At 72.0% G+C, this 16,712-nt stretch carries 17 protein-coding genes and 3 tRNA genes; 16 read left to right on the top strand and 4 right to left on the bottom strand.

What is annotated here, in order from left to right; translation table 11 throughout:
• The first annotated feature begins 217 nt into the window (after positions 1 to 217).
• From NUV38_RS02190 to NUV38_RS02180, 3 genes are read left to right on the top strand one after another with little or no spacing between them, the layout of a single operon-like run.
• Entirely contained in the window at positions 218 to 1,309 is a 1,092-nt protein-coding gene (locus NUV38_RS02190) for a saccharopine dehydrogenase family protein (RefSeq protein WP_257727546.1), read from the top strand.
• Positions 1,306 to 2,838 (top strand): aldehyde dehydrogenase family protein, encoded by a 1,533-nt coding sequence (locus NUV38_RS02185; RefSeq protein ID WP_257727545.1) that lies wholly within the window; start codon positions 1,306 to 1,308, stop codon positions 2,836 to 2,838. The genes NUV38_RS02190 and NUV38_RS02185 overlap by 4 nt, the downstream gene beginning before the upstream one ends.
• Positions 2,835 to 4,082 (top strand): VOC family protein, encoded by a 1,248-nt coding sequence (locus tag NUV38_RS02180; RefSeq protein ID WP_257727544.1) that lies wholly within the window; start codon positions 2,835 to 2,837, stop codon positions 4,080 to 4,082. The genes NUV38_RS02185 and NUV38_RS02180 overlap by 4 nt, the downstream gene beginning before the upstream one ends.
• On the opposite strand, the gene NUV38_RS02175 is transcribed toward NUV38_RS02180, so the two are convergent.
• Positions 4,063 to 4,713, bottom strand: a complete 651-nt coding sequence (locus NUV38_RS02175) for a hypothetical protein (protein ID WP_257727543.1) — start codon at positions 4,711 to 4,713, stop codon at positions 4,063 to 4,065. The genes NUV38_RS02180 and NUV38_RS02175 overlap by 20 nt on opposite strands.
• A gap of 168 nt (positions 4,714 to 4,881) precedes the next feature.
• On the bottom strand, positions 4,882 to 5,538 hold the full coding sequence (locus NUV38_RS02170) for a DUF429 domain-containing protein (protein WP_257727542.1): 657 nt from the start codon (positions 5,536 to 5,538) through the stop codon (positions 4,882 to 4,884).
• 57 nt (positions 5,539 to 5,595) lie between these two features.
• Between NUV38_RS02170 and NUV38_RS02165 the strand changes: the two genes are divergently transcribed.
• From NUV38_RS02165 to NUV38_RS02105, 13 genes are all read left to right on the top strand, one after another.
• Positions 5,596 to 6,033, top strand: a complete 438-nt coding sequence (locus NUV38_RS02165; RefSeq protein WP_257727541.1) for a VOC family protein — start codon at positions 5,596 to 5,598, stop codon at positions 6,031 to 6,033.
• A gap of 48 nt (positions 6,034 to 6,081) precedes the next feature.
• Positions 6,082 to 6,810 (top strand): DNA repair protein RecO, encoded by a 729-nt coding sequence (recO, locus tag NUV38_RS02160; protein WP_055965369.1) that lies wholly within the window; start codon positions 6,082 to 6,084, stop codon positions 6,808 to 6,810.
• Positions 6,811 to 6,835: 25 nt separating this feature from the next.
• Positions 6,836 to 7,630, top strand: a complete 795-nt coding sequence (locus tag NUV38_RS02155) for an isoprenyl transferase (RefSeq protein WP_257727540.1) — start codon at positions 6,836 to 6,838, stop codon at positions 7,628 to 7,630.
• 11 nt (positions 7,631 to 7,641) lie between these two features.
• The gene (locus NUV38_RS02150; RefSeq protein ID WP_257727539.1) at positions 7,642 to 8,112 is read left to right on the top strand and encodes a hypothetical protein; all 471 of its coding nucleotides are present in this window, start codon (positions 7,642 to 7,644) and stop codon (positions 8,110 to 8,112) included.
• A gap of 20 nt (positions 8,113 to 8,132) precedes the next feature.
• A complete protein-coding gene (locus NUV38_RS02145) occupies positions 8,133 to 8,783 on the top strand; it encodes a peptidylprolyl isomerase (protein ID WP_308219637.1) in 651 nt (216 codons plus the stop codon).
• Positions 8,784 to 8,812: 29 nt separating this feature from the next.
• On the top strand, positions 8,813 to 9,592 hold the full coding sequence (locus tag NUV38_RS02140) for a fumarylacetoacetate hydrolase family protein (RefSeq protein ID WP_257727538.1): 780 nt from the start codon (positions 8,813 to 8,815) through the stop codon (positions 9,590 to 9,592).
• Positions 9,585 to 11,162, top strand: a complete 1,578-nt coding sequence (gene gltX, locus NUV38_RS02135) for a glutamate--tRNA ligase (RefSeq protein ID WP_257727537.1) — start codon at positions 9,585 to 9,587, stop codon at positions 11,160 to 11,162. The genes NUV38_RS02140 and gltX overlap by 8 nt, the downstream gene beginning before the upstream one ends.
• 116 nt (positions 11,163 to 11,278) lie before the next feature.
• Positions 11,279 to 11,350: transfer RNA gene (locus tag NUV38_RS02130), tRNA-Gln, on the top strand.
• A 28-nt stretch (positions 11,351 to 11,378) separates the two neighbouring features.
• Positions 11,379 to 11,451, top strand: a tRNA-Glu gene (locus NUV38_RS02125).
• Positions 11,452 to 11,512: 61 nt separating this feature from the next.
• Positions 11,513 to 11,588 (top strand) — tRNA-Glu (locus NUV38_RS02120).
• Positions 11,589 to 12,497: 909 nt separating this feature from the next.
• Entirely contained in the window at positions 12,498 to 13,283 is a 786-nt protein-coding gene (locus NUV38_RS02115; RefSeq protein WP_257727536.1) for an NYN domain-containing protein, read from the top strand.
• A gap of 65 nt (positions 13,284 to 13,348) precedes the next feature.
• Positions 13,349 to 14,827, top strand: a complete 1,479-nt coding sequence (locus NUV38_RS02110) for an AlkA N-terminal domain-containing protein (protein ID WP_257727535.1) — start codon at positions 13,349 to 13,351, stop codon at positions 14,825 to 14,827.
• Positions 14,824 to 15,285: a methylated-DNA--[protein]-cysteine S-methyltransferase gene (locus NUV38_RS02105; protein ID WP_257727534.1), complete on the top strand. Its 462-nt coding sequence runs from the start codon at positions 14,824 to 14,826 to the stop codon at positions 15,283 to 15,285. Before NUV38_RS02110 ends, NUV38_RS02105 begins: the two co-directional genes overlap by 4 nt.
• A gap of 3 nt (positions 15,286 to 15,288) precedes the next feature.
• Here the strand turns inward: NUV38_RS02105 and NUV38_RS02100 are convergent, their stop codons facing one another.
• Both NUV38_RS02100 and NUV38_RS02095 read right to left on the bottom strand, forming a co-directional pair.
• Positions 15,289 to 15,717: a class F sortase gene (locus NUV38_RS02100; protein ID WP_257727533.1), complete on the bottom strand. Its 429-nt coding sequence runs from the start codon at positions 15,715 to 15,717 to the stop codon at positions 15,289 to 15,291.
• A 157-nt stretch (positions 15,718 to 15,874) separates the two neighbouring features.
• Positions 15,875 to 16,672, bottom strand: coding sequence for a CHRD domain-containing protein (locus tag NUV38_RS02095; RefSeq protein ID WP_257727532.1), 798 nt, complete (start codon positions 16,670 to 16,672; stop codon positions 15,875 to 15,877).
• Between the last annotated feature and the right edge of the window lie 40 nt (positions 16,673 to 16,712).

The raw sequence follows: 16,712 nt of genomic DNA, 5'->3' as shown, positions 1-16,712 counted from the left end.
CGGTGGCGGGACGCCGGGCCCACGAGGTCCCCGGCCCCGTCGCCGTCCTCGACGACGGCGACCGTGACGGACGTGGCGGCTTCACCCAATCGTCACCACTGCACCGTCCGGTCGGTACAGACACGGGCCCTCCTGCTGGCTAGCATCGGTGTGACGCCGACCACCCCTCGGTGTCTTCCGTACGCGACGTGACCCGTCGCCGGCCGCAGGAGGTCCCGTGTCCCGCTCCCTCAACACCGTCGCGGTGTTCGGTCTCGGGAAGGTCGGCGAGCTCGTCGCCGACCTCCTGGTCCGCGCCCAGTTCTCCGTCGTCGGGTACGACGCAGCGCCGCGCGAGGACCTGCACTTCGCGTCGCACGCCGTCGACGTCTCCGACACCACGGCCGTGCGCAAGGCCCTCACCGACGTCGACGCCGTCGTCTCCTGCCTGCCGTACCACCTCAACATCGCCGTGGCCGAGGCCGCGTACGACACCGGCACGCACTACTTCGACCTCACCGAGGACGTGCCCACCACCAACCGGGTGGTCGAGCTGAGTGCCAAGCGTCCGGAGTCGGCGTTCGTGCCGCAGTGCGGCCTCGCCCCTGGTCTCATCGGCATCGTCGGCGCCTCGCTCGCCGAGGGCTTCGAGCAGATCCGCAACATCGAGCTCAAGGTCGGCGCCCTGCCGCAGAACCCCACGGGCCTGCTCGGCTACGCCTTCAACTGGTCGGCCGAGGGCGTGGTGAACGAGTACCTCAACGACTGCGAGGTGCTGCGCTCGGGCCGCCGCCAGATGGTGCCCGCCATGACCGAGAAGGAGCGCGTGTTCATCGCCGGCATCGAGCTGGAGGCCGCCCTCACGTCCGGTGGCCTCGGCACCATGTGCCAGACCTACGAGGGGCGGGTGAGCCGCCTCGACTACAAGACGCTGCGCTACCCCGGCCACTTCCGCCAGATGCACTTCCTGTTCGACGAGCTCAACCTGCGCGAGCGTCGCGAGGAGGTCGGCCGCATCCTCGTCGACGCCAAGCCTCCGGTGAACGACGACATCGTCTACCTGCACGCCGCGGTCGAGGGCACCAAGGCCGGTCAGCCCTTCCGCGAGAACTACGTCCGCGGCTACCTGCCCATCGACATCGACGGCCGCACCTGGCGTGCCATCAGCTGGACCACGGCCGCCTCGGCGGTGTCGGTGGTCGAGCTCGTCGCCGACGGCGTGCTGCCGCACGCCGGCTTCGTCGCCCAGGAGGACATCCGCCTGGCCGACCTCTTCGCCACCACCTCAGGCCAGCTCTTCGCCTCCCACGGAAAGGTCTCCCCGGCATGACCGACGTCAGCACGCGTGCCCTCGACATCCTCCAGCGCCTCGGCGCCGGCGACCCCTTCGACGCGGCGCAGAGGAAGGGGGGAGGCGACCTGCCGGCGACGTCGCCGATCGACGGTCACGAGATGGGCCGGCTCGCCGCCCACTCCGCCGCCGACGTGGCCGACGCGGTGGGTCGTGCCCACGAGGCGTACCTGCAGTGGCGCTCCGTGCCTGCGCCGGTGCGCGGCGCGTTCGTGCGCGAGCTGGGCGAGCTGCTGCGTGAGCACAAGGACGACCTCGGCGCCCTGGTGAGCATCGAGGCCGGGAAGATCCTCAGCGAGGGCCTCGGCGAGGTGCAGGAGATGATCGACATCTGCGACCTGGCGGTCGGGCTGTCGCGCCAGCTGCACGGCCTGACGATCGCGACGGAGCGTCCCGGTCACCGGATGATGGAGCAGTGGCACCCCCTGGGTGTCGTCGGCGTCATCAGCGCCTTCAACTTCCCGGTGGCGGTCTGGTCGTGGAACGCGGCGCTCGCGTTCGTCTGCGGAGACGCCGTGGTGTGGAAGCCCTCGGAGAAGACGATGCTGACGGCGATCGCGTGCCAGGCCCTCGCCGCCGAGGCCGCGCGGCGCACCGGTGCGCCGGAGCACCTGTCGCAGGTCGTCCTCGGCGCTCGGGAGGTGGGGGAGGCGCTCGTGGACGACCCGCGCGTGCCGCTCGTCTCGGCCACCGGCTCGACCCGCATGGGCAAGGAGGTCGCGCCCCGCGTGGCGGCGCGCCTCGGCCGCACGCTGCTCGAGCTCGGCGGCAACAACGCCGCGATCGTCGCACCCAGCGCCGACCTCGACCTCGCGGTGCGAGGGATCGTGTTCTCCGCCGTCGGCACGGCCGGCCAGCGGTGCACGTCGCTGCGCCGCGTGATCGTGCACCACAGCATCAAGGACGAGCTCGTCGAGCGTCTCGCCAAGGCCTACGGCACACTGCCGATCGGCTCGCCGCTGGAGCCGTCGACGCTCGTCGGGCCGCTCGTGGACGAGGCCTCGTTCCGGGCGTTCGGCGACGCGATCTCCCGGGCCCAGGGCGACGGCGGGACGCTCGTGACCGGAGGTGGGCAGGACGTCGCGGCCAGCGACGCGACCGGCGGTGGCTACTACGTGCAGCCCGCGATCGTCGACATGCCCGGCCAGACCGAGATCGTGAAGGCCGAGACGTTCGCGCCGATCCTCTACGTGCTCGGCTACGAGACGATGGAGGAGGCGCTCGCGCTGCACAACGAGGTCGCGCAGGGCCTGTCGTCGTCGATCTTCACGCTCGACGTCCGCGAGGCCGAGACGTTCCTCTCGGCCGTGGGGTCGGACTGCGGCATCGCCAACGTCAACATCGGGCCCTCCGGCGCCGAGATCGGCGGCGCGTTCGGCGGCGAGAAGGAGACCGGCGGTGGCCGCGAGTCCGGCTCGGACGCCTGGCGCGCCTACATGCGCCGCGCGACGAACACGGTCAACTACTCCACCGAGCTCCCGCTCGCCCAGGGCGTGGAGTTCGTGTGAGTGGGGTCGGCCCCACCGAGCTGAGAACGAGGTTCGCCCGGTCCCTCTCGGAGCTCTACGGCTCGGAGGTGCCCGCCTACACGACGTTGGTGGAGGCTTGCGAGCAGGTGAACGCCGAGGTGCTCGAGCGGCGCGGTGAGGACGCCGAGCGGCTCGGCTCCATCCAGCGGGTCACCGCCGAGCGGCACGGGGCGATCCGGGTCGGTACGGCGGCCGAGCTGGCCCAGGCGGCGCGCGTCTTCGGCGCGTGCGGCATGTACCCCGTCGGGTTCTACGACCTGCGCGAGGCCACCCCGCCGATCCCCGTCGTGAGCACCGCATTCCGTCCCACCTCGCGTCACGAGCTCGCCGAGAACCCGTTCCGCGTGTTCACGTCGGTGCTGGTGGTGGACGACCGGCGCTTCTTCGACGAGCGAACCGAGGCGCAGCTGCGCGAGTTCCTCGGGTCCCGGACGCTGTTCCCCGAGGAGCTGCTCGAGCTCGCCGACCGCATGGAGAGTGAGCACGAGCTCTCCCACGACGAGACCGAGCGCTTCCTCGAGCTCGCCACGCGGGCGTTCGCGCTGTCGGACGAGCCGGTCGACCGCACCTGGTACGAGCACCTCGAGTCGATCTCGAGCGTCGCGGCCGACATCGGCGGCGTCACGTCGACGCACATCAACCACCTCACACCGCGCGTGCTCGACATCGACGCGCTCTACGCGCGCATGGGCGAGCTCGGCATCGAGATGATCGACCGCATCCAGGGCCCGCCCAGGGTGGAGCCTGGGCAGGGCGTCGACGTGCTGCTGCGGCAGACGTCGTTCCGGGCGCTCGACGAGCCGCGGCGCTTCCGCGAGGCCGACGGCTCGGTGGTCGAGGGACGACTGCGGGTCAGGTTCGGCGAGGTCGAGGCGCGCGGCGTGGCCCTGACGCCCGCCGGCCGTAACCTCTACGACGGCAGGGGCTTCCGCGCCTTCCCGACCACGGACGAGGACCTGCACCGCACCGGTCTGGCCTACTACACGCGCGACCACGCGGGACGTCTCCAGCCGATCGTCTACGAGGACTTCCTGCCGAAGTCCGCCGCCGGCATCTTCGCCTCCAACCTCACGTCCGACGGCACGGCCGACGCCCGCCGACGCGCCTCGGTGCGTGACGCCGCCTGGATGCAGGAGGCGCTCGGCCGCGAGCTCTACGACCCCTACGTGCTCTACGAGCGCGAGAGGGCGGAGGCCGGGTCGGCTACTCGACGCGCTCCATGACGGACCTGTAGCCGGTCGCGGTCTGGGTGAACGAGTCCTCGCTGCACGTGTACTGCACGGGGCCGCTGCCGGGCTGCAGCTCCTGCTCGCTCTCCTTGCCGTCGGCCAGGCGCACCGTGAGGCTGCCGTCGACCTCGCCGAGGACGAAGCTCATGGTGTCGCCGCTCGTGCTCACGTCGTAGGTGACGGTGCCCTCGAAGATCGCCTCGCCGCCCGCGGCCTCCAGGGCGAGCGTGGCAGGTGTGCCGTCGTAGGTGACCGTCTCGGTGCCGTCCTCGGTGATCTCGAGCGTGCGCTTCACGTCGGAGATGGTGAACTTTCCCTGCTCGGTGTCGACCGTCTCGGTGTGCTCGGTGGTGCGCCACGTGCCGACGAGGCACTCGTCGAGGCCGCCTGTCGCTGCGTCCTGGTCCGCCGGCGCCTCGCTCGAGGGGGCGGACCCGCCGGCCGCGGAGGGTGTCGTGGCGGTGTCGCCGTCGGACGAGCGCCCGAACGCGAACCCCGCGGCGACAGCGCCTCCGATCACCAGCACGGCGCCGAGGGTGAGGGCCACGACGACCCATGTGCGTGGCGGCTGCTTCTGCCCGCCCTGCGGCTCCGGCTGCGGAATCACCTGGGTGTCGTCGTCCACGATGCCCTCCCGAGACATTCTCCTGCGGCGTGCTCGCAGACACCTTCGCACGGATCCATGACCGCGTCGACGTCTCCGTCCCGATCACTCCTCGCCTGGTGAAGGGTTGGCGACGATCCCGACGTCGTGGAACGTCGAGAACCCTTCGAGACGCGGAGGACGGCGGGCTCAGACCCAGATGGGGGCGCCGTCGGCGGGGTCCTCGGGGAGGCGCAGCGCCGTGCGGCGGGCGATGCGGCGTGCCGTCCACGCGGCGGCGCCGGCGTCGAGCAGGTCGTCGAGGGCGGCTCCCCGTGGCGGGCTCGTGGGGAGGTCGATGCCCTCGGAGCGCAGGAGGGCGCGACGGCGGGCCGCCCCCTCGGGAAGCTTCTTGCGCTCCACCAGCGGCTCGCCCGCCAGCTCGGCGAAGCTCGACTCCGGGTGCACCTCGTGCACGGGGACGCCGGGGTCCGTGGCCAGCCAGTCGCGCACGTCGCGGATGGCGGGGAAGAGGCCGAACGACTGTCGGCTCAGGCCAAGGCCCGTCGCCTCGCGGTTCAGCCGGTTCGCCTCGGCGTACTCCGTGGCGTCGACGGCCGAGGCCGCCGGGGAGTTGAACACGGTGGACGCCCGGCCCGGCAGGCGGCGGCGTGCCTCCCGCTCCGCCGCGCGCCCCTGCGTCTCGGGCAGCGCGAGCGGGATGTCGATGCCCACGACGTCGACCGGTCCCGCCGCGTCGACCAGCTCGCCGATCGTGGGCGCGACGAGGGCCAGCGCGAGGTCGACCTCGCTCCAGCGCACCCCGATCCAGCCGCCTCGACAGCCGTCGACCCCCAGGACCTCCACGTCGGCATGGTGGCACCGTCCATGGATCGTGTCGGTGGGCGGGGGCATGCTCGAGCCATGAGCCGAGACGTGCAGGTCACCATCGACTGTGCGGGGCCGGGTGCCCTCGCCGTCTTCTGGGCCGAGGTGCTCGGCTACCAGGTGCAGCCCCCGCCACCGCCCTTCGCGTCGTGGGAGCAGGCCCTCGACGCGTTCGGCGTGCCGGAGTCCGAACGCGACTCGCGGTCCGCGGTGGTCGACCCCGCCGGCGTCGGGCCGCGGGTCTTCTTCCAGCGGGTCCCGGAGGGCAAGCCGGCCAAGAACCGCGTGCACCTCGACGTCAGGGCCGCGCCGGGTCTGGAGGGCGAGGAGCGGATGGACGCGCTGCAGGCCGAGTCCCAGCGCCTGCAGGGTCTCGGTGCCCGCGAGCTCTACCGCGTCGAGCCCGACGGGGGCATGGAGGCCGGGTTCATCACCATGGCCGACCCCGAGGGCAACGAGTTCTGCCTGGACTGACGGCCTCGCCGGCCCCGAACCGTCGGCCTGGCCAGGCATGATGGTGCGGTGAGCCTCTATCGCGACCAGGGTGTGGTGCTGCGCACCCACAAGCTGGGCGAGGCCGATCGCATCATCACCCTGCTCACCCGTCAGCGCGGCCTCGTCCGCGCGGCCGCCCGGGGGGTGCGCAAGACGTCGTCGCGGTTCGGTGGGCGGCTCGAGCCGTTCATGCACGTCGACCTCCAGCTCGCGGAGGGGCGCACCCTCGACACGATCGTCCAGGTCGAGACGCTCGGTGCCTACGCCCGCGACCTCGGCCTGGACTACCCGGCCTACACGGCGGGCACGGCGATCCTCGAGACGGCCGAACGGCTGGTCACGCACGACGGTGAGCCGGCCGTCCAGCAGTACCAGCTGCTCGTCGGCGCACTGGCCGCGCTCTCCACGCGGCGCCAGCCGCCGAGCACGCTGCTCGACTCCTACCAGCTGAGGGCGCTCGCCGTGGCCGGCTACGCCCCCAGCTTCTCCGGCTGTGCCCGGTGCGGGCTCGAAGGGCCGCACCGCAACCTGCACGTCCCCTCCGGCGGCATGCTGTGCGACGGCTGCCGCCTGCCCGGGTCGTCGGCACCCTCGCCCTTCGCCGTCACGCTCCTGGCGGCACTGCTCGCGGGCGACTGGCCGGTGGTCGCCGAGGCCGACGACCGCACCCGGCGCGAGGCCGCCGGTATCGTCAACGCGTACCTGTCGTGGCACCTGGAGCGCGGACTGCGCTCCATGGGGCACGTCGACCGTTGAGCCACCCCGAACCCGGCCAGGAGTCATGAGCCCCGCACCCGCCCGTCCTGCCCGCGCCCGGCCCGAGCCGCGCGCGCCGGAACCGCACCCGTCGGGCGCCCGTGCGCCCCAGCTCGAGCCGCACCAGGTGCCGCGCCACGTCGCCGTGGTCATGGACGGCAACGGGCGGTGGGCCAAGGAACGCGGCCTGCCGCGCACCGAGGGTCACAAGCGGGGCGAGTTCGCCCTGCTCGACGTGGTCAAGGGCGCCATCGAGGTGGGGATCGAGGCCGTGAGCGTCTACGCCTTCTCCACCGAGAACTGGAAGCGCTCGCCCGAGGAGGTCCGCTTCCTCATGGGGTTCAACCGCGACGTGGTGCACCGTCGCCGCGACGAGATGCACGCCCTGGGGGTGCGGGTCCGCTGGGCGGGTCGTCCTCGCCGGCTGTGGCGCAGCGTCATCAACGAGCTCGAGACGGCCGAGCGCCTCACACGGCACAACGACGTCCTGAGCCTCACCATGTGCGTCAACTACGGCGGCCGGGCCGAGATCGCCGACGCCGCCGCGGCACTCGCCCGCGACGTCAAGGCAGGCAAGGTCGACCCCGACCGCGTCACCGAGCGCACCTTCGCCCGCTACCTCGACGAGCCCGACCTCCCCGACGTCGACCTGTTCTGGCGGACGTCGGGCGAGCAGCGCACGAGCAACTTCCTCCCGTGGCAGTCGGCCTACGCCGAGCTGGTGTTCTCCGACATCGCCTGGCCCGACGTCGACCGGTTGGCTCTGTGGGCCGCGGTCGAGGAGTACGCCGGCCGTCAGCGTCGATTCGGGTCGGCATGAGCGGGGGCGGCATGGACACGGGCGGGGGCGCGCCCGTGCGCGGACCGAAGGCACCACCTCGGCGCCTGCTCACCGACTGGACCACCACGGCAGGCGTCGCCGGCGACGGGCTCGCGGCCCTGGTGGCGGCCGCGGACTCGGTGGCCGAGGCCATCCATCTCGCGACGCTGGGCTACGAGGTGTTCGTGCTCGACACGGTCACGCCCGACGACTCCACGCCGCCGCGGGTGCACGTGGTGCCGATCGCCGCGGCGGAGGTCCCGCAGGCTTGGCACGACCGGTTCGCCCTGGTGGTGGCCGACGTCGCGTCGTCGGCAGCGGTCGAGCCGTGCGTGGCCGAGGCGGGTCTGCTCGTCGTCATCGGCGAGGCACCGGTACCGCCCGACCTCGCGCCCGGCCTGGTCGAGGTGCGGGTGGAGGTGGGTCCCGATCCGGACTCCCCGGTGGTCGAGCGGTTCCGGGCGGTCCACGCCCGGCTGTGAGGGTTCTCTACGATCCCTGCATGCGCCTGCGTCGATCCGCCGTCCTGCTCGCCGTCGTCCCGATGCTGGGCCTCGCCGCCTGCGGCGACGACTCCGACTCCTCGAAGGCCGCCTCCGACGAGGGGTGCACCTGGACCGAGACGGGTGGCGCGGCCAAGCCCGTCGACCCGCCCGCCGACGACGCCGAGCCCGCGAGCTCCGTCGTCATCACGATCAACGGCCAGGACGTGCCCGTCGAGCTCTCGACCGAGGCCGTGTGCGCTGCGACGTCGTTCACGTCGCTCGCCGAGCAGGGCTTCTTCGACGACGCCCCCTGCAGCCGGGTGAGCGACCCGGCGGCCGTGCCCTACGGCATCGTGCAGTGCGGCGACCCGACCGGCACCGGTACCGGCGGGCCCGGGTACTCCTTCGCCGACGAGCTGACGGGGGAGGAGGCCTACCCGGCGGGCAGCGTGGCCATGGCCAACTCCGGGCCCGACACGAACGGCTCGCAGTTCTTCCTGAACTTCGCCGACTCGGACTTCCCGCCGGACTACACGGTCTTCGGCACGATCTCGGCGGACGGCCTGGCCGCGCTCGAGGACGTCGCCTCGGTCGGCGCCGAGGGTGGCGCCCCCGACGGACCGCCGGCCGAGCCGATCGTCATCGACTCGGTCCGTCCGGTCGAGTAGCGCCTGCCCCGGCTCGGTAGGGTCGAGGCATGCGTGTAGCCAGGTTCGCCGGGGACGACGATCCCCGTTTCGGAGTGGTCGGTGACGAGGACGGCACCCCCACGATCGCGGTGCTGAAGGGTGACCCGCTGTACGCGGGGTACGAGCTCACGGGCCAGAAGGTGGCGATCGACGACGTGCGCCTGCTGGCGCCGGTGATCCCGCGCAGCAAGGTGGTGTGCGTGGGCAGGAACTACGCCGCGCACGCGGCCGAGCTGGGCAACGACGTGCCCGAGACGCCGCTCGTCTTCCTCAAGCCGAACACGAGTGTCGTGGGGCCCGGTGACCCGATCGTCTACCCGGCGCAGAGCTCGGACGTGCACTTCGAGGGCGAGCTGGCCGTGGTGATCGGGCGCATCTGCAAGGACGTGCCCGCCGAGGACGTCGCCAAGGTGATCTTCGGCTACACGGTGGCCAACGACGTCACCGCGCGAGACCTGCAGCGCACGGACGGCCAGTGGGCCCGCGCCAAGGGCTTCGACAGCTTCTGCCCGCTCGGCCCGTGGATCGAGACCAACCTCGATCCCGCCGACCTCCGCGTCACCACCGAGCTCGGCGGCGAGGTCAAGCAGGACGGCCGCACCAGCGACATGGTGTTCTCCGTCGCCGACATCGTCGCCTACGTCTCCTCCTTCATGACGCTGCTGCCCGGCGACGTCATCCTGACCGGCACCCCCGACGGCGTCGGACCGATGCAGGTCGGTGACTCGGTGAGCGTGACCGTCGAGGGCATCGGCACCCTCACCAACCAGGTGGTCTCCCATGACTGACGCCAGCCCCGGCACGACCAGCCCCGAGGCGGCCAGCCCCGACACGACCAGCACCGCGTCCGTCCCCACCGTGGGCGACGACGTGCCGGTGGTGGCGCGGTTCTGCCCCTCGCCGACCGGCAACCCGCACGTCGGCATGGCGCGCACGGCGCTGTTCAGCTGGGCGTACGCACGCCACCGCGGTGGCCGCTTCGTGTTCCGCATCGAGGACACCGACGCGAGCCGCGACAGCGAGGAGTCCTACGACCTGCTGATCGACGTGATGCGGTGGCTCGGACTCGACTGGGACGAGGGCGTCGAGGTCGGCGGCCCGAACGGTCCGTACCGCCAGAGCCAGCGGATGGACGTGTACGCCGACGTCGCGCAGCGCCTGCTCGACGCAGGACTGGCGTACAAGGCCTACGACACGGCCGAGGAGCTTGAGCAGCGTCGTGACGCCGCGCGAGCCGCCGGCCGACCGAGCGGCTACGACGGCCTGCACCGTGACCTCACGCCCGAGCAGCGGGCCGCCTACGAGGCCGAGGGCCGGCAGCCGGTCATCCGGTTCAAGATGCCGCAGAAGGATTGGACCTTCGACGACCTGGTCCGCGGACCGATCACGTTCGGCGCCGAGAACGTGCAGGACTTCGTCATCGTGCGCGCCAACGGCCAGCCGCTGTACACGCTGACGAACCCCACCGACGACGCGCTCATGGGCATCACCCACGTGCTGCGCGGCGAGGACATCCTCAGCTCGACGCCCCGCCAGATCGCCATGTACGAGGCGTTCGCGCAGATCGGTCTGGGTCACGGCATGGTCCCGCGCTTCGGCCACCTGCCCTACGTCACGGGCCAGGGCAACAAGAAGCTGTCGAAGCGCGACCCCGAGTCCAACCTCCTCGGCTACCGGGAGCAGGGCTTCCTGCCCGAGGGGCTGCTCAACTACCTCGCCCTGCTGGGCTGGTCGCTCCCGGCGGTCGACGGCGTCGAGCGTGACGTGTTCACGCTCGAGGAGATGGTCGAGGCGTTCGAGATCTCCCGCGTCAACCCCAACCCGGCCCGCTTCGACCTCAAGAAGTGCGAGGCGATCAACGGCGACCACGTGCGGCTGCTCTCCGACGAGGACCTCCGCGCCCGGCTGGTGCCGCGGTTCGCCGCCGAGGGCCTCGTGCAGGATCCGCCCACGGAGGCGCAGAGCGCCATGCTGGCGGCCGCGGTGCCCCTCGTCCACGAGCGGATGGGGCTGCTCACCGAGGCCGTCTCGATGCTGCGGTTCCTGTTCGTCGACGAGGCGGACTTCACGATCGACCCCGACGACCGTGCGAAGCAGCTCGACGAGAAGGGCCTGGAGGTCGTGCAGGCCGCCCTCACGGCGCTGGAGGCCATCGGCTCGACCGTCGAGTGGTCGACGCCCACGATCGAGGGCTCGCTGCGCGCCGCGCTCGTCGACGACCTGGGGCTCAAGCCGCGGCTGGCCTTCGGTCCGGTGCGGGTGGCCGTGACCGGCAGCCGTATCTCGCCGCCCCTGTTCGAGTCGATCGAGCTGCTGGGTCGGACCCGCACGCTGGAGCGTCTGCGCGCGGCGCTCTGACCCGACCCTGGCGTCGGGGCGCGGGTGCGAACCCGGTTTGGGGGAGCGCAGCGGCGTCGGGTAAGGTTTCTCCCTGGTTCGGACGCCGTTCGCGAGGACGGTGCTCGATACCCCCATGGGGTATGGTGTAATTGGCAACACAGCGGTTTCTGGTACCGTCGTTCTAGGTTCGAGTCCTAGTACCCCAGCGAAGACCGGGTCTGCGATCCGGTCCGCGCCCCGTTGGTCTAGCGGTTATGACGCCGCCCTCTCAAGGCGGAGATCGCCGGTTCGAATCCGGTACGGGGTACGAGTCAGTGCTGTTCGCGTCGTAGGCGCGACCGGAGCTGACACATGGTCCTTTGGACCGGGGCCCCGTTGTGTAGCGGCCTAGCACGTCGCCCTCTCAAGGCGGTAGCGCGGGTTCGAATCCCGTCGGGGCTACCACGCACCACCGCAGACCCCTCGACCCATGGTCGGGGGGTCTTGCGCGTTCCTGCGGCTGTGGCGTGGTGTGTCGTTCGGCTCGGCGTCGTCCTGCTGCTGCGTTGCTCGGCTGGGGCTTCGTCCTGCGGCTGCGCTGCTCCGGGTGGGTCGTGCCGTGCTGCTGCGTCGCTGCGGCTCGTCGTCGACCTGCTCTCCGAAAGGGCCTCGACCGGCGGTCGGGTCCGGGGTCGGCTGGGCTCTCGGAGCGTGGCTCGGGGGACGCAAGGTTCTGCGTTCGTGCGTGGGAGCGCCAAGGATGCTGCGTTCGTGGTCGGATCCCGTCGTGAACGCAGCATCGTTCGGGCTTCTGCACGCGAAGGCAGAATCGTGCGTCCGATGGGGCGGTGGTGCGCGGCGGTGGGGTAGGGATTCTCCCTTCTCGTGGACCGTTCCACGACGATGGAGAATCTCTGCCCCTGCGGGGCCAAAGTCGTCGCCATGATGCTTCCTTCGCGAGGCACGGTCCACGCGAAGGAAGAATCGTGCGTGGATCCCGCGCAGAGGGAGAATCGTGGCCGCGCCCCGCAGACCCACCGAGCCCAGACGTACCGCTCCGGTCGAGGCCCTTTCGGAGACCACGCCCACTCGCAGCCACAGCGACGCAGCAGCCAGCGGACGCCCAGCCGAGCGCCGCAGCAGCGAGCGGACGCCCAGCCGCGCGACGCAGCAGCGAGCGGACGCCCAGCGGAGCGACGCAGCAGCGAGCAGACGCCCAGCCGCGCGACGCAGCAGCGAGCGGACGCTGGCCGAGAGACGCAGCAGCAGGCGAGAGCCCAGCCGAGCGCCGCAGCAAGAGGCCGTGTCCTCGGCGGCCAGGGAGCGGCGAGGGGAGTGGTGAAGGAGGGGAGTCGGCGCGCCTAGGGTGGACCCATGCCTCCTGCTCGCATCGCCGTGCTCATCGACGCCGACAACGCTCCTGCCTCCAAGATCGGCGCGATCCTCTCGCAGGTCGCGAAGTCCGGGAACGCACACGTGCGGCGTGCGTACGGCGACTGGAAGAACTCCCACCTCAAGGGCTGGGAGAGCCGGCTGCAGGAGTTCGCCATCGCGCCGGTGCAGCAGTTCGCCTACACGAAGGGCAAGAACGCCTCCGACATCGCCATGGTCATCGACGCCATGGACCTGCTGCACGCGGGCGTGGCCGACGGCTTCGCCATCGTCTCCAGCGACGCCGACTTCACGCCGCTCGTCATGCGCCTGCGGCAGTCCGGCGCCGAGGTGCTCGGCTTCGGCGGCGAGAAGGCGCCCAAGGCCTTCCAGAACGCCTGCTCGACGTTCTACAAGCTCGAGACGCTGCGCGAGGACGACGACACCGAGGACGACGTCGAGGACGTCCCCGGCAGCACCGAGGACGACGCTGCCACCACCAAGCCGTCGGCCAGCCGCACCCGGCCGTCGCAGCGCGTCGACACCGCCACGCTCAAGAGCGACCGTCAGCTCGTCCGCATGCTGCGCACCGCCGTCGACGAGGCCGCCGACGACGACGGCTGGGCCGTGCTGTCACAGGTGAGCGACCAGATCCGCAACCAGTCCTCGATCCAGCCCGGCAACTACGGCTACGCCAAGTTCAGCGGCCTGATCGAGGCCATCGACCTGTTCGAGGTCAAGCGCGACGGCAAGTCCGTCATGGTCAAGCGCAAGCGTCGCGGGCGCTAGGACGGCCGGACGCCCACGTCCGATTCCCGCGAGAACGGCTCGGTCCGGTCGGGCAGGATGGGGGCATGGACGACTTCGAGGCGCGCTACCGGGCCGTGAGCTCGCGTGACGAGCGGTTCGACGGCGTGTTCTACACCGCGGTGCGCACCACCGGCATCTACTGCCGACCGTCGTGCCCCGCCACCACCCCGCAGGCGCGCAACGTGCAGTTCCACCGCACGGCCGCGGCGGCCGAGGCGGCGGGCTTTCGCGCCTGCCGACGCTGCCGCCCGGACTGCACGCCGGGTTCGCCGGAGTGGGACGTGCGCGCCGACGTGGTCGGGCGGGCCGTCCGGCTCGTGCGCGACGGCGTGGTGGAGCGCGAGGGCGTCACCGGTCTGGCCGGCCGGCTCGGCTACAGCGAGCGCCACGTGAACCGGATGCTCACCGAGGAGCTCGGTGTGGGGGCGCTCGCACTGGCCACCTCGCAACGCACGCGCACGGCCCGGCTGCTCGTCGAGACCACTGACCTGCCCATGGCGGACGTAGCGTTCGCGTCGGGCTTCTCCTCGGTGCGCCAGTTCAACGACGCCTTCCGTCGTGCCTTCGACCGCACTCCGCGCGAGGTCCGCACCCGGGGCGCGGGCGCGGTGGCCACGGGGGAGACCCTCCCACTGCGCCTGGCGGTGCGTCGCCCGTTCCACGCCGACGCGCTCGCCCGGTTCCTCGCCGACCACGCGGTTCCGGGGCTCGAGCGTGGCGACGGACGGCTGTTCGCCCGCGTGCTGTCGCTGCCCCACGGCGCCGGTGTGGTGGAGATGCTGCTGCACGACGACCACGTGGCCTGTTGCCTCCAGCTCGTCGACCAGCGTGACCTCACCGCTGCCGTGGCCCGTGTGCGTCACCTGCTCGACCTCGACGCCGACCCCACCGCCGTGGACGCCGCCCTGGCCGCGCCGGGTCCGGCCGCGACCGACCTCGCCGACATGGTGGCCGCACGGCCCGGCCTGCGCGTGCCGGGCACGGTCGACGCGTTCGAGACCACGGTGCGCACCGTCGTCGGGCAGCAGGTCTCGGTGAGCGGGGCGCGCACGGTGATCGGCCGCGTCGTCGAGATGTCGGGCGAGCCGGTCGACCTCTCGCTGGCGCGCGAGCACGGTCTCACGCACGCGTTCCCCACGGCCGAGGCCCTGGCCGCGCTCGACCCCGAGACGCTGCCGATGCCGCGCTCGCGCGGGCGCACCGTGGTCGGCCTCGCGCACGCGGTGGCGTCGGACGAGGTGTCGCTCGACCCGGGTGTCGACCGAGACGACGCGAGCCGCGCGTTGCTCGCCCTCCCGGGGATCGGGCCGTGGACCGTCGGCTACGTGCGCATGCGCGGGCTTGGCGACCCCGACGTGCTGCTGGAGACCGACCTCGTGCTCCGCCGCATCCTCGAGGCGCGCGGCGCCACCGAGACCGACACCCGCCGGTGGAGCCCATGGCGCTCCTACGCCGGCATGCACCTGTGGACCGAGCACCTCGCGCAGCAGGCCGCGAGCAGGACGAGAGGATCGAGAGCATGAGCACGCGTTGGATGGACTCACCGATCGGCGGGCTGCGTCTGCACGCCTCCGCCGGTCTCCTGACCGCGATCGAGTTCGGGGCCGAGCCTCAGGGCCGTCCCACCCCGGACCCGCTGCTGGACGACGCCCAGCAGCAGCTGCAGGAGTACTTCACGGGCGACCGCCGGAGCTTCGACCTGCCGCTCGCGAACGACGGCACCGAGTTCCAGCGCAAGGTGTGGGGCGAGCTGCGTCGGATCCCGTTCGGGGAGACGGCCAGCTACGGCGAGATCGCCCGGCGGCTGGGCTACGAGAACGTGATCTCGCGCGCCGTAGGAGCGGCCAACGGGGCCAACCCGCTGCCGATCGTCGTGCCGTGCCACCGGGTCGTCGGCTCCGACGGCTCCCTCACCGGCTACGCCGGTGGCATCGAGCGCAAGCGGGTGCTCCTCGAGCTGGAGCGACCCGGGCTGTTCTGAGGCTCAGACCTCGGAGGCGAAGACGACCCGGTTCTCGGTGTACCGCCCGATCCCGCGGTCGTAGGGTCCGGTGCAGGTGATGAGCCGCAGCTGGGAGTCGTCGGTCTCGCCGTAGACGTCCTCGGTGGGGAAGCGGGCGTCCTGGGGGACGTCGCGTACCTCGGTCACCTCGTAGGTGCGGCGCTCCCCACGAGCATCGAGGACGCTGAGACGTTCGCCGACCGCGAGGTCGGTGAGCCGCGCGAACACCGCGGGGCCCGTTCGCGAGTCCTTGTGGCCCACGATGACGGTGGGGTAGGTCTCGCCCGGCTTGCCGCCTCCGGTGAACCAGCCGACGCGAGCAGGATCCTCGGGCACCTCGAGCTCGCCGCTCTCCTCGTCGATGCCCAGGTCGATCAGCGACTCGTCCAGACCGAGAGGCGGGATGGTCACCCTGATCGGAGCCGCGGCGACGCGCGGGGGCTGGCTCGACGCCGACGGCGACGCCGTCGCGGTCGTCTCGGTCGGCCGTGGTGCAGGAGCCCGGTCCTGCCCGCCACACCCCGCGAGGAGCGTGACGAGCAGGACTAGGCCCGCGAGCCGGCGAGGCTCAGGCACCCTGACGACGACGCACGGCCACCGCACCCGCGGCAGCGAGGCCGACGAGCGTCAGCGCGACGTACGGCGCGGCCGGGGTGGAGGCGGCGGTTCCGCCCTCACCGGTGTCGACGCCGTTGCGCGGGACCACGCGGTCCTCGTCGTCGGCCTCCGCGTCGCCGTCGTCGCCGCCGCTCTGCGGGCCACCGGTCCCGTTGGCCTCGTCCAGCAGGTCCTGGCTGAAGGCGAGCTGGCCGCGCACGGCGCCGGGCACGTTGGCGGCCGTGTGGGTGTCGGCCGAGAAGCCGGCCGGGTTCGCCTCGATCTGGTCGAGGGTGAAGCCCGTCCCGGTGTCCTGACCGTCCGCGCTCAGACCGGTCGTGAACGGTCCTTCGGAGCAACCACTGCTGTTGCGGATGTCGGAGTCCTCGGGCCCGGGGTTCGGGAACGACAGACGCGGAGGCCCGTTCTGGCCGGCCGGCGTCTGGTGGATGTGCGTGGAGGTGCGGGCGGCGCTCTGGTACGGCGGGTCGACGCCCTCGGTGGTGATGTCCCAGCAGATGATCTCCTCGTCGGAGTTGATCAGGAAGACGAACGTGCCGGAACCGTCCTCCTGGCCCACGCCGACGGTGCCGTCCGGGCCGACGACCTGGTCGCCGGTCGCCTCGGCGAAGAACGCGCTGGTGAAGGTCTGGGGGCGCTCGACCTGCTCAGTGGTGTCGGCTGTCGCGGTCGAGGCGAGTCCGCCGAGTGCCAGGGGCAGTGCGGCGGCGAGACCGGCTGCTCCGGTCCATCGAGTCGATCGGGTCATGGTCGTCCCTTCGTCGTGTGGCGTCCTGCGACGCCGGTCG

This window comes from Aeromicrobium sp. 50.2.37 (assembly GCF_024655735.1).
Lineage (GTDB): Bacteria > Actinomycetota > Actinomycetes > Propionibacteriales > Nocardioidaceae > Aeromicrobium.
The sequence above is the reverse complement of the archived record's forward strand: the minus strand, read 5'-3'. Positions and strand labels throughout refer to the sequence as shown.

What these genes read in the sequence shown, in the direction of transcription:
- NUV38_RS02150 (WP_257727539.1), top strand. Translation starts at nt 7,642, where the DNA reads ATGGACACGGGCGGGGGCGCGCCCGTGCGCGGACCGAAGGCACCACCT.
- gltX (WP_257727537.1), top strand. Translation starts at nt 9,585, where the DNA reads ATGACTGACGCCAGCCCCGGCACGACCAGCCCCGAGGCGGCCAGCCCC.
- NUV38_RS02140 (WP_257727538.1), top strand. Translation starts at nt 8,813, where the DNA reads ATGCGTGTAGCCAGGTTCGCCGGGGACGACGATCCCCGTTTCGGAGTG.
- NUV38_RS02105 (WP_257727534.1), top strand. Translation starts at nt 14,824, where the DNA reads ATGAGCACGCGTTGGATGGACTCACCGATCGGCGGGCTGCGTCTGCAC.
- NUV38_RS02155 (WP_257727540.1), top strand. Translation starts at nt 6,836, where the DNA reads ATGAGCCCCGCACCCGCCCGTCCTGCCCGCGCCCGGCCCGAGCCGCGC.
- NUV38_RS02165 (WP_257727541.1), top strand. Translation starts at nt 5,596, where the DNA reads ATGAGCCGAGACGTGCAGGTCACCATCGACTGTGCGGGGCCGGGTGCC.
- NUV38_RS02185 (WP_257727545.1), top strand. Translation starts at nt 1,306, where the DNA reads ATGACCGACGTCAGCACGCGTGCCCTCGACATCCTCCAGCGCCTCGGC.
- NUV38_RS02095 (WP_257727532.1), bottom strand. Translation starts at nt 16,672, where the DNA reads ATGACCCGATCGACTCGATGGACCGGAGCAGCCGGTCTCGCCGCCGCA.
- NUV38_RS02115 (WP_257727536.1), top strand. Translation starts at nt 12,498, where the DNA reads ATGCCTCCTGCTCGCATCGCCGTGCTCATCGACGCCGACAACGCTCCT.
- NUV38_RS02110 (WP_257727535.1), top strand. Translation starts at nt 13,349, where the DNA reads ATGGACGACTTCGAGGCGCGCTACCGGGCCGTGAGCTCGCGTGACGAG.
- NUV38_RS02145 (WP_308219637.1), top strand. Translation starts at nt 8,133, where the DNA reads ATGCGCCTGCGTCGATCCGCCGTCCTGCTCGCCGTCGTCCCGATGCTG.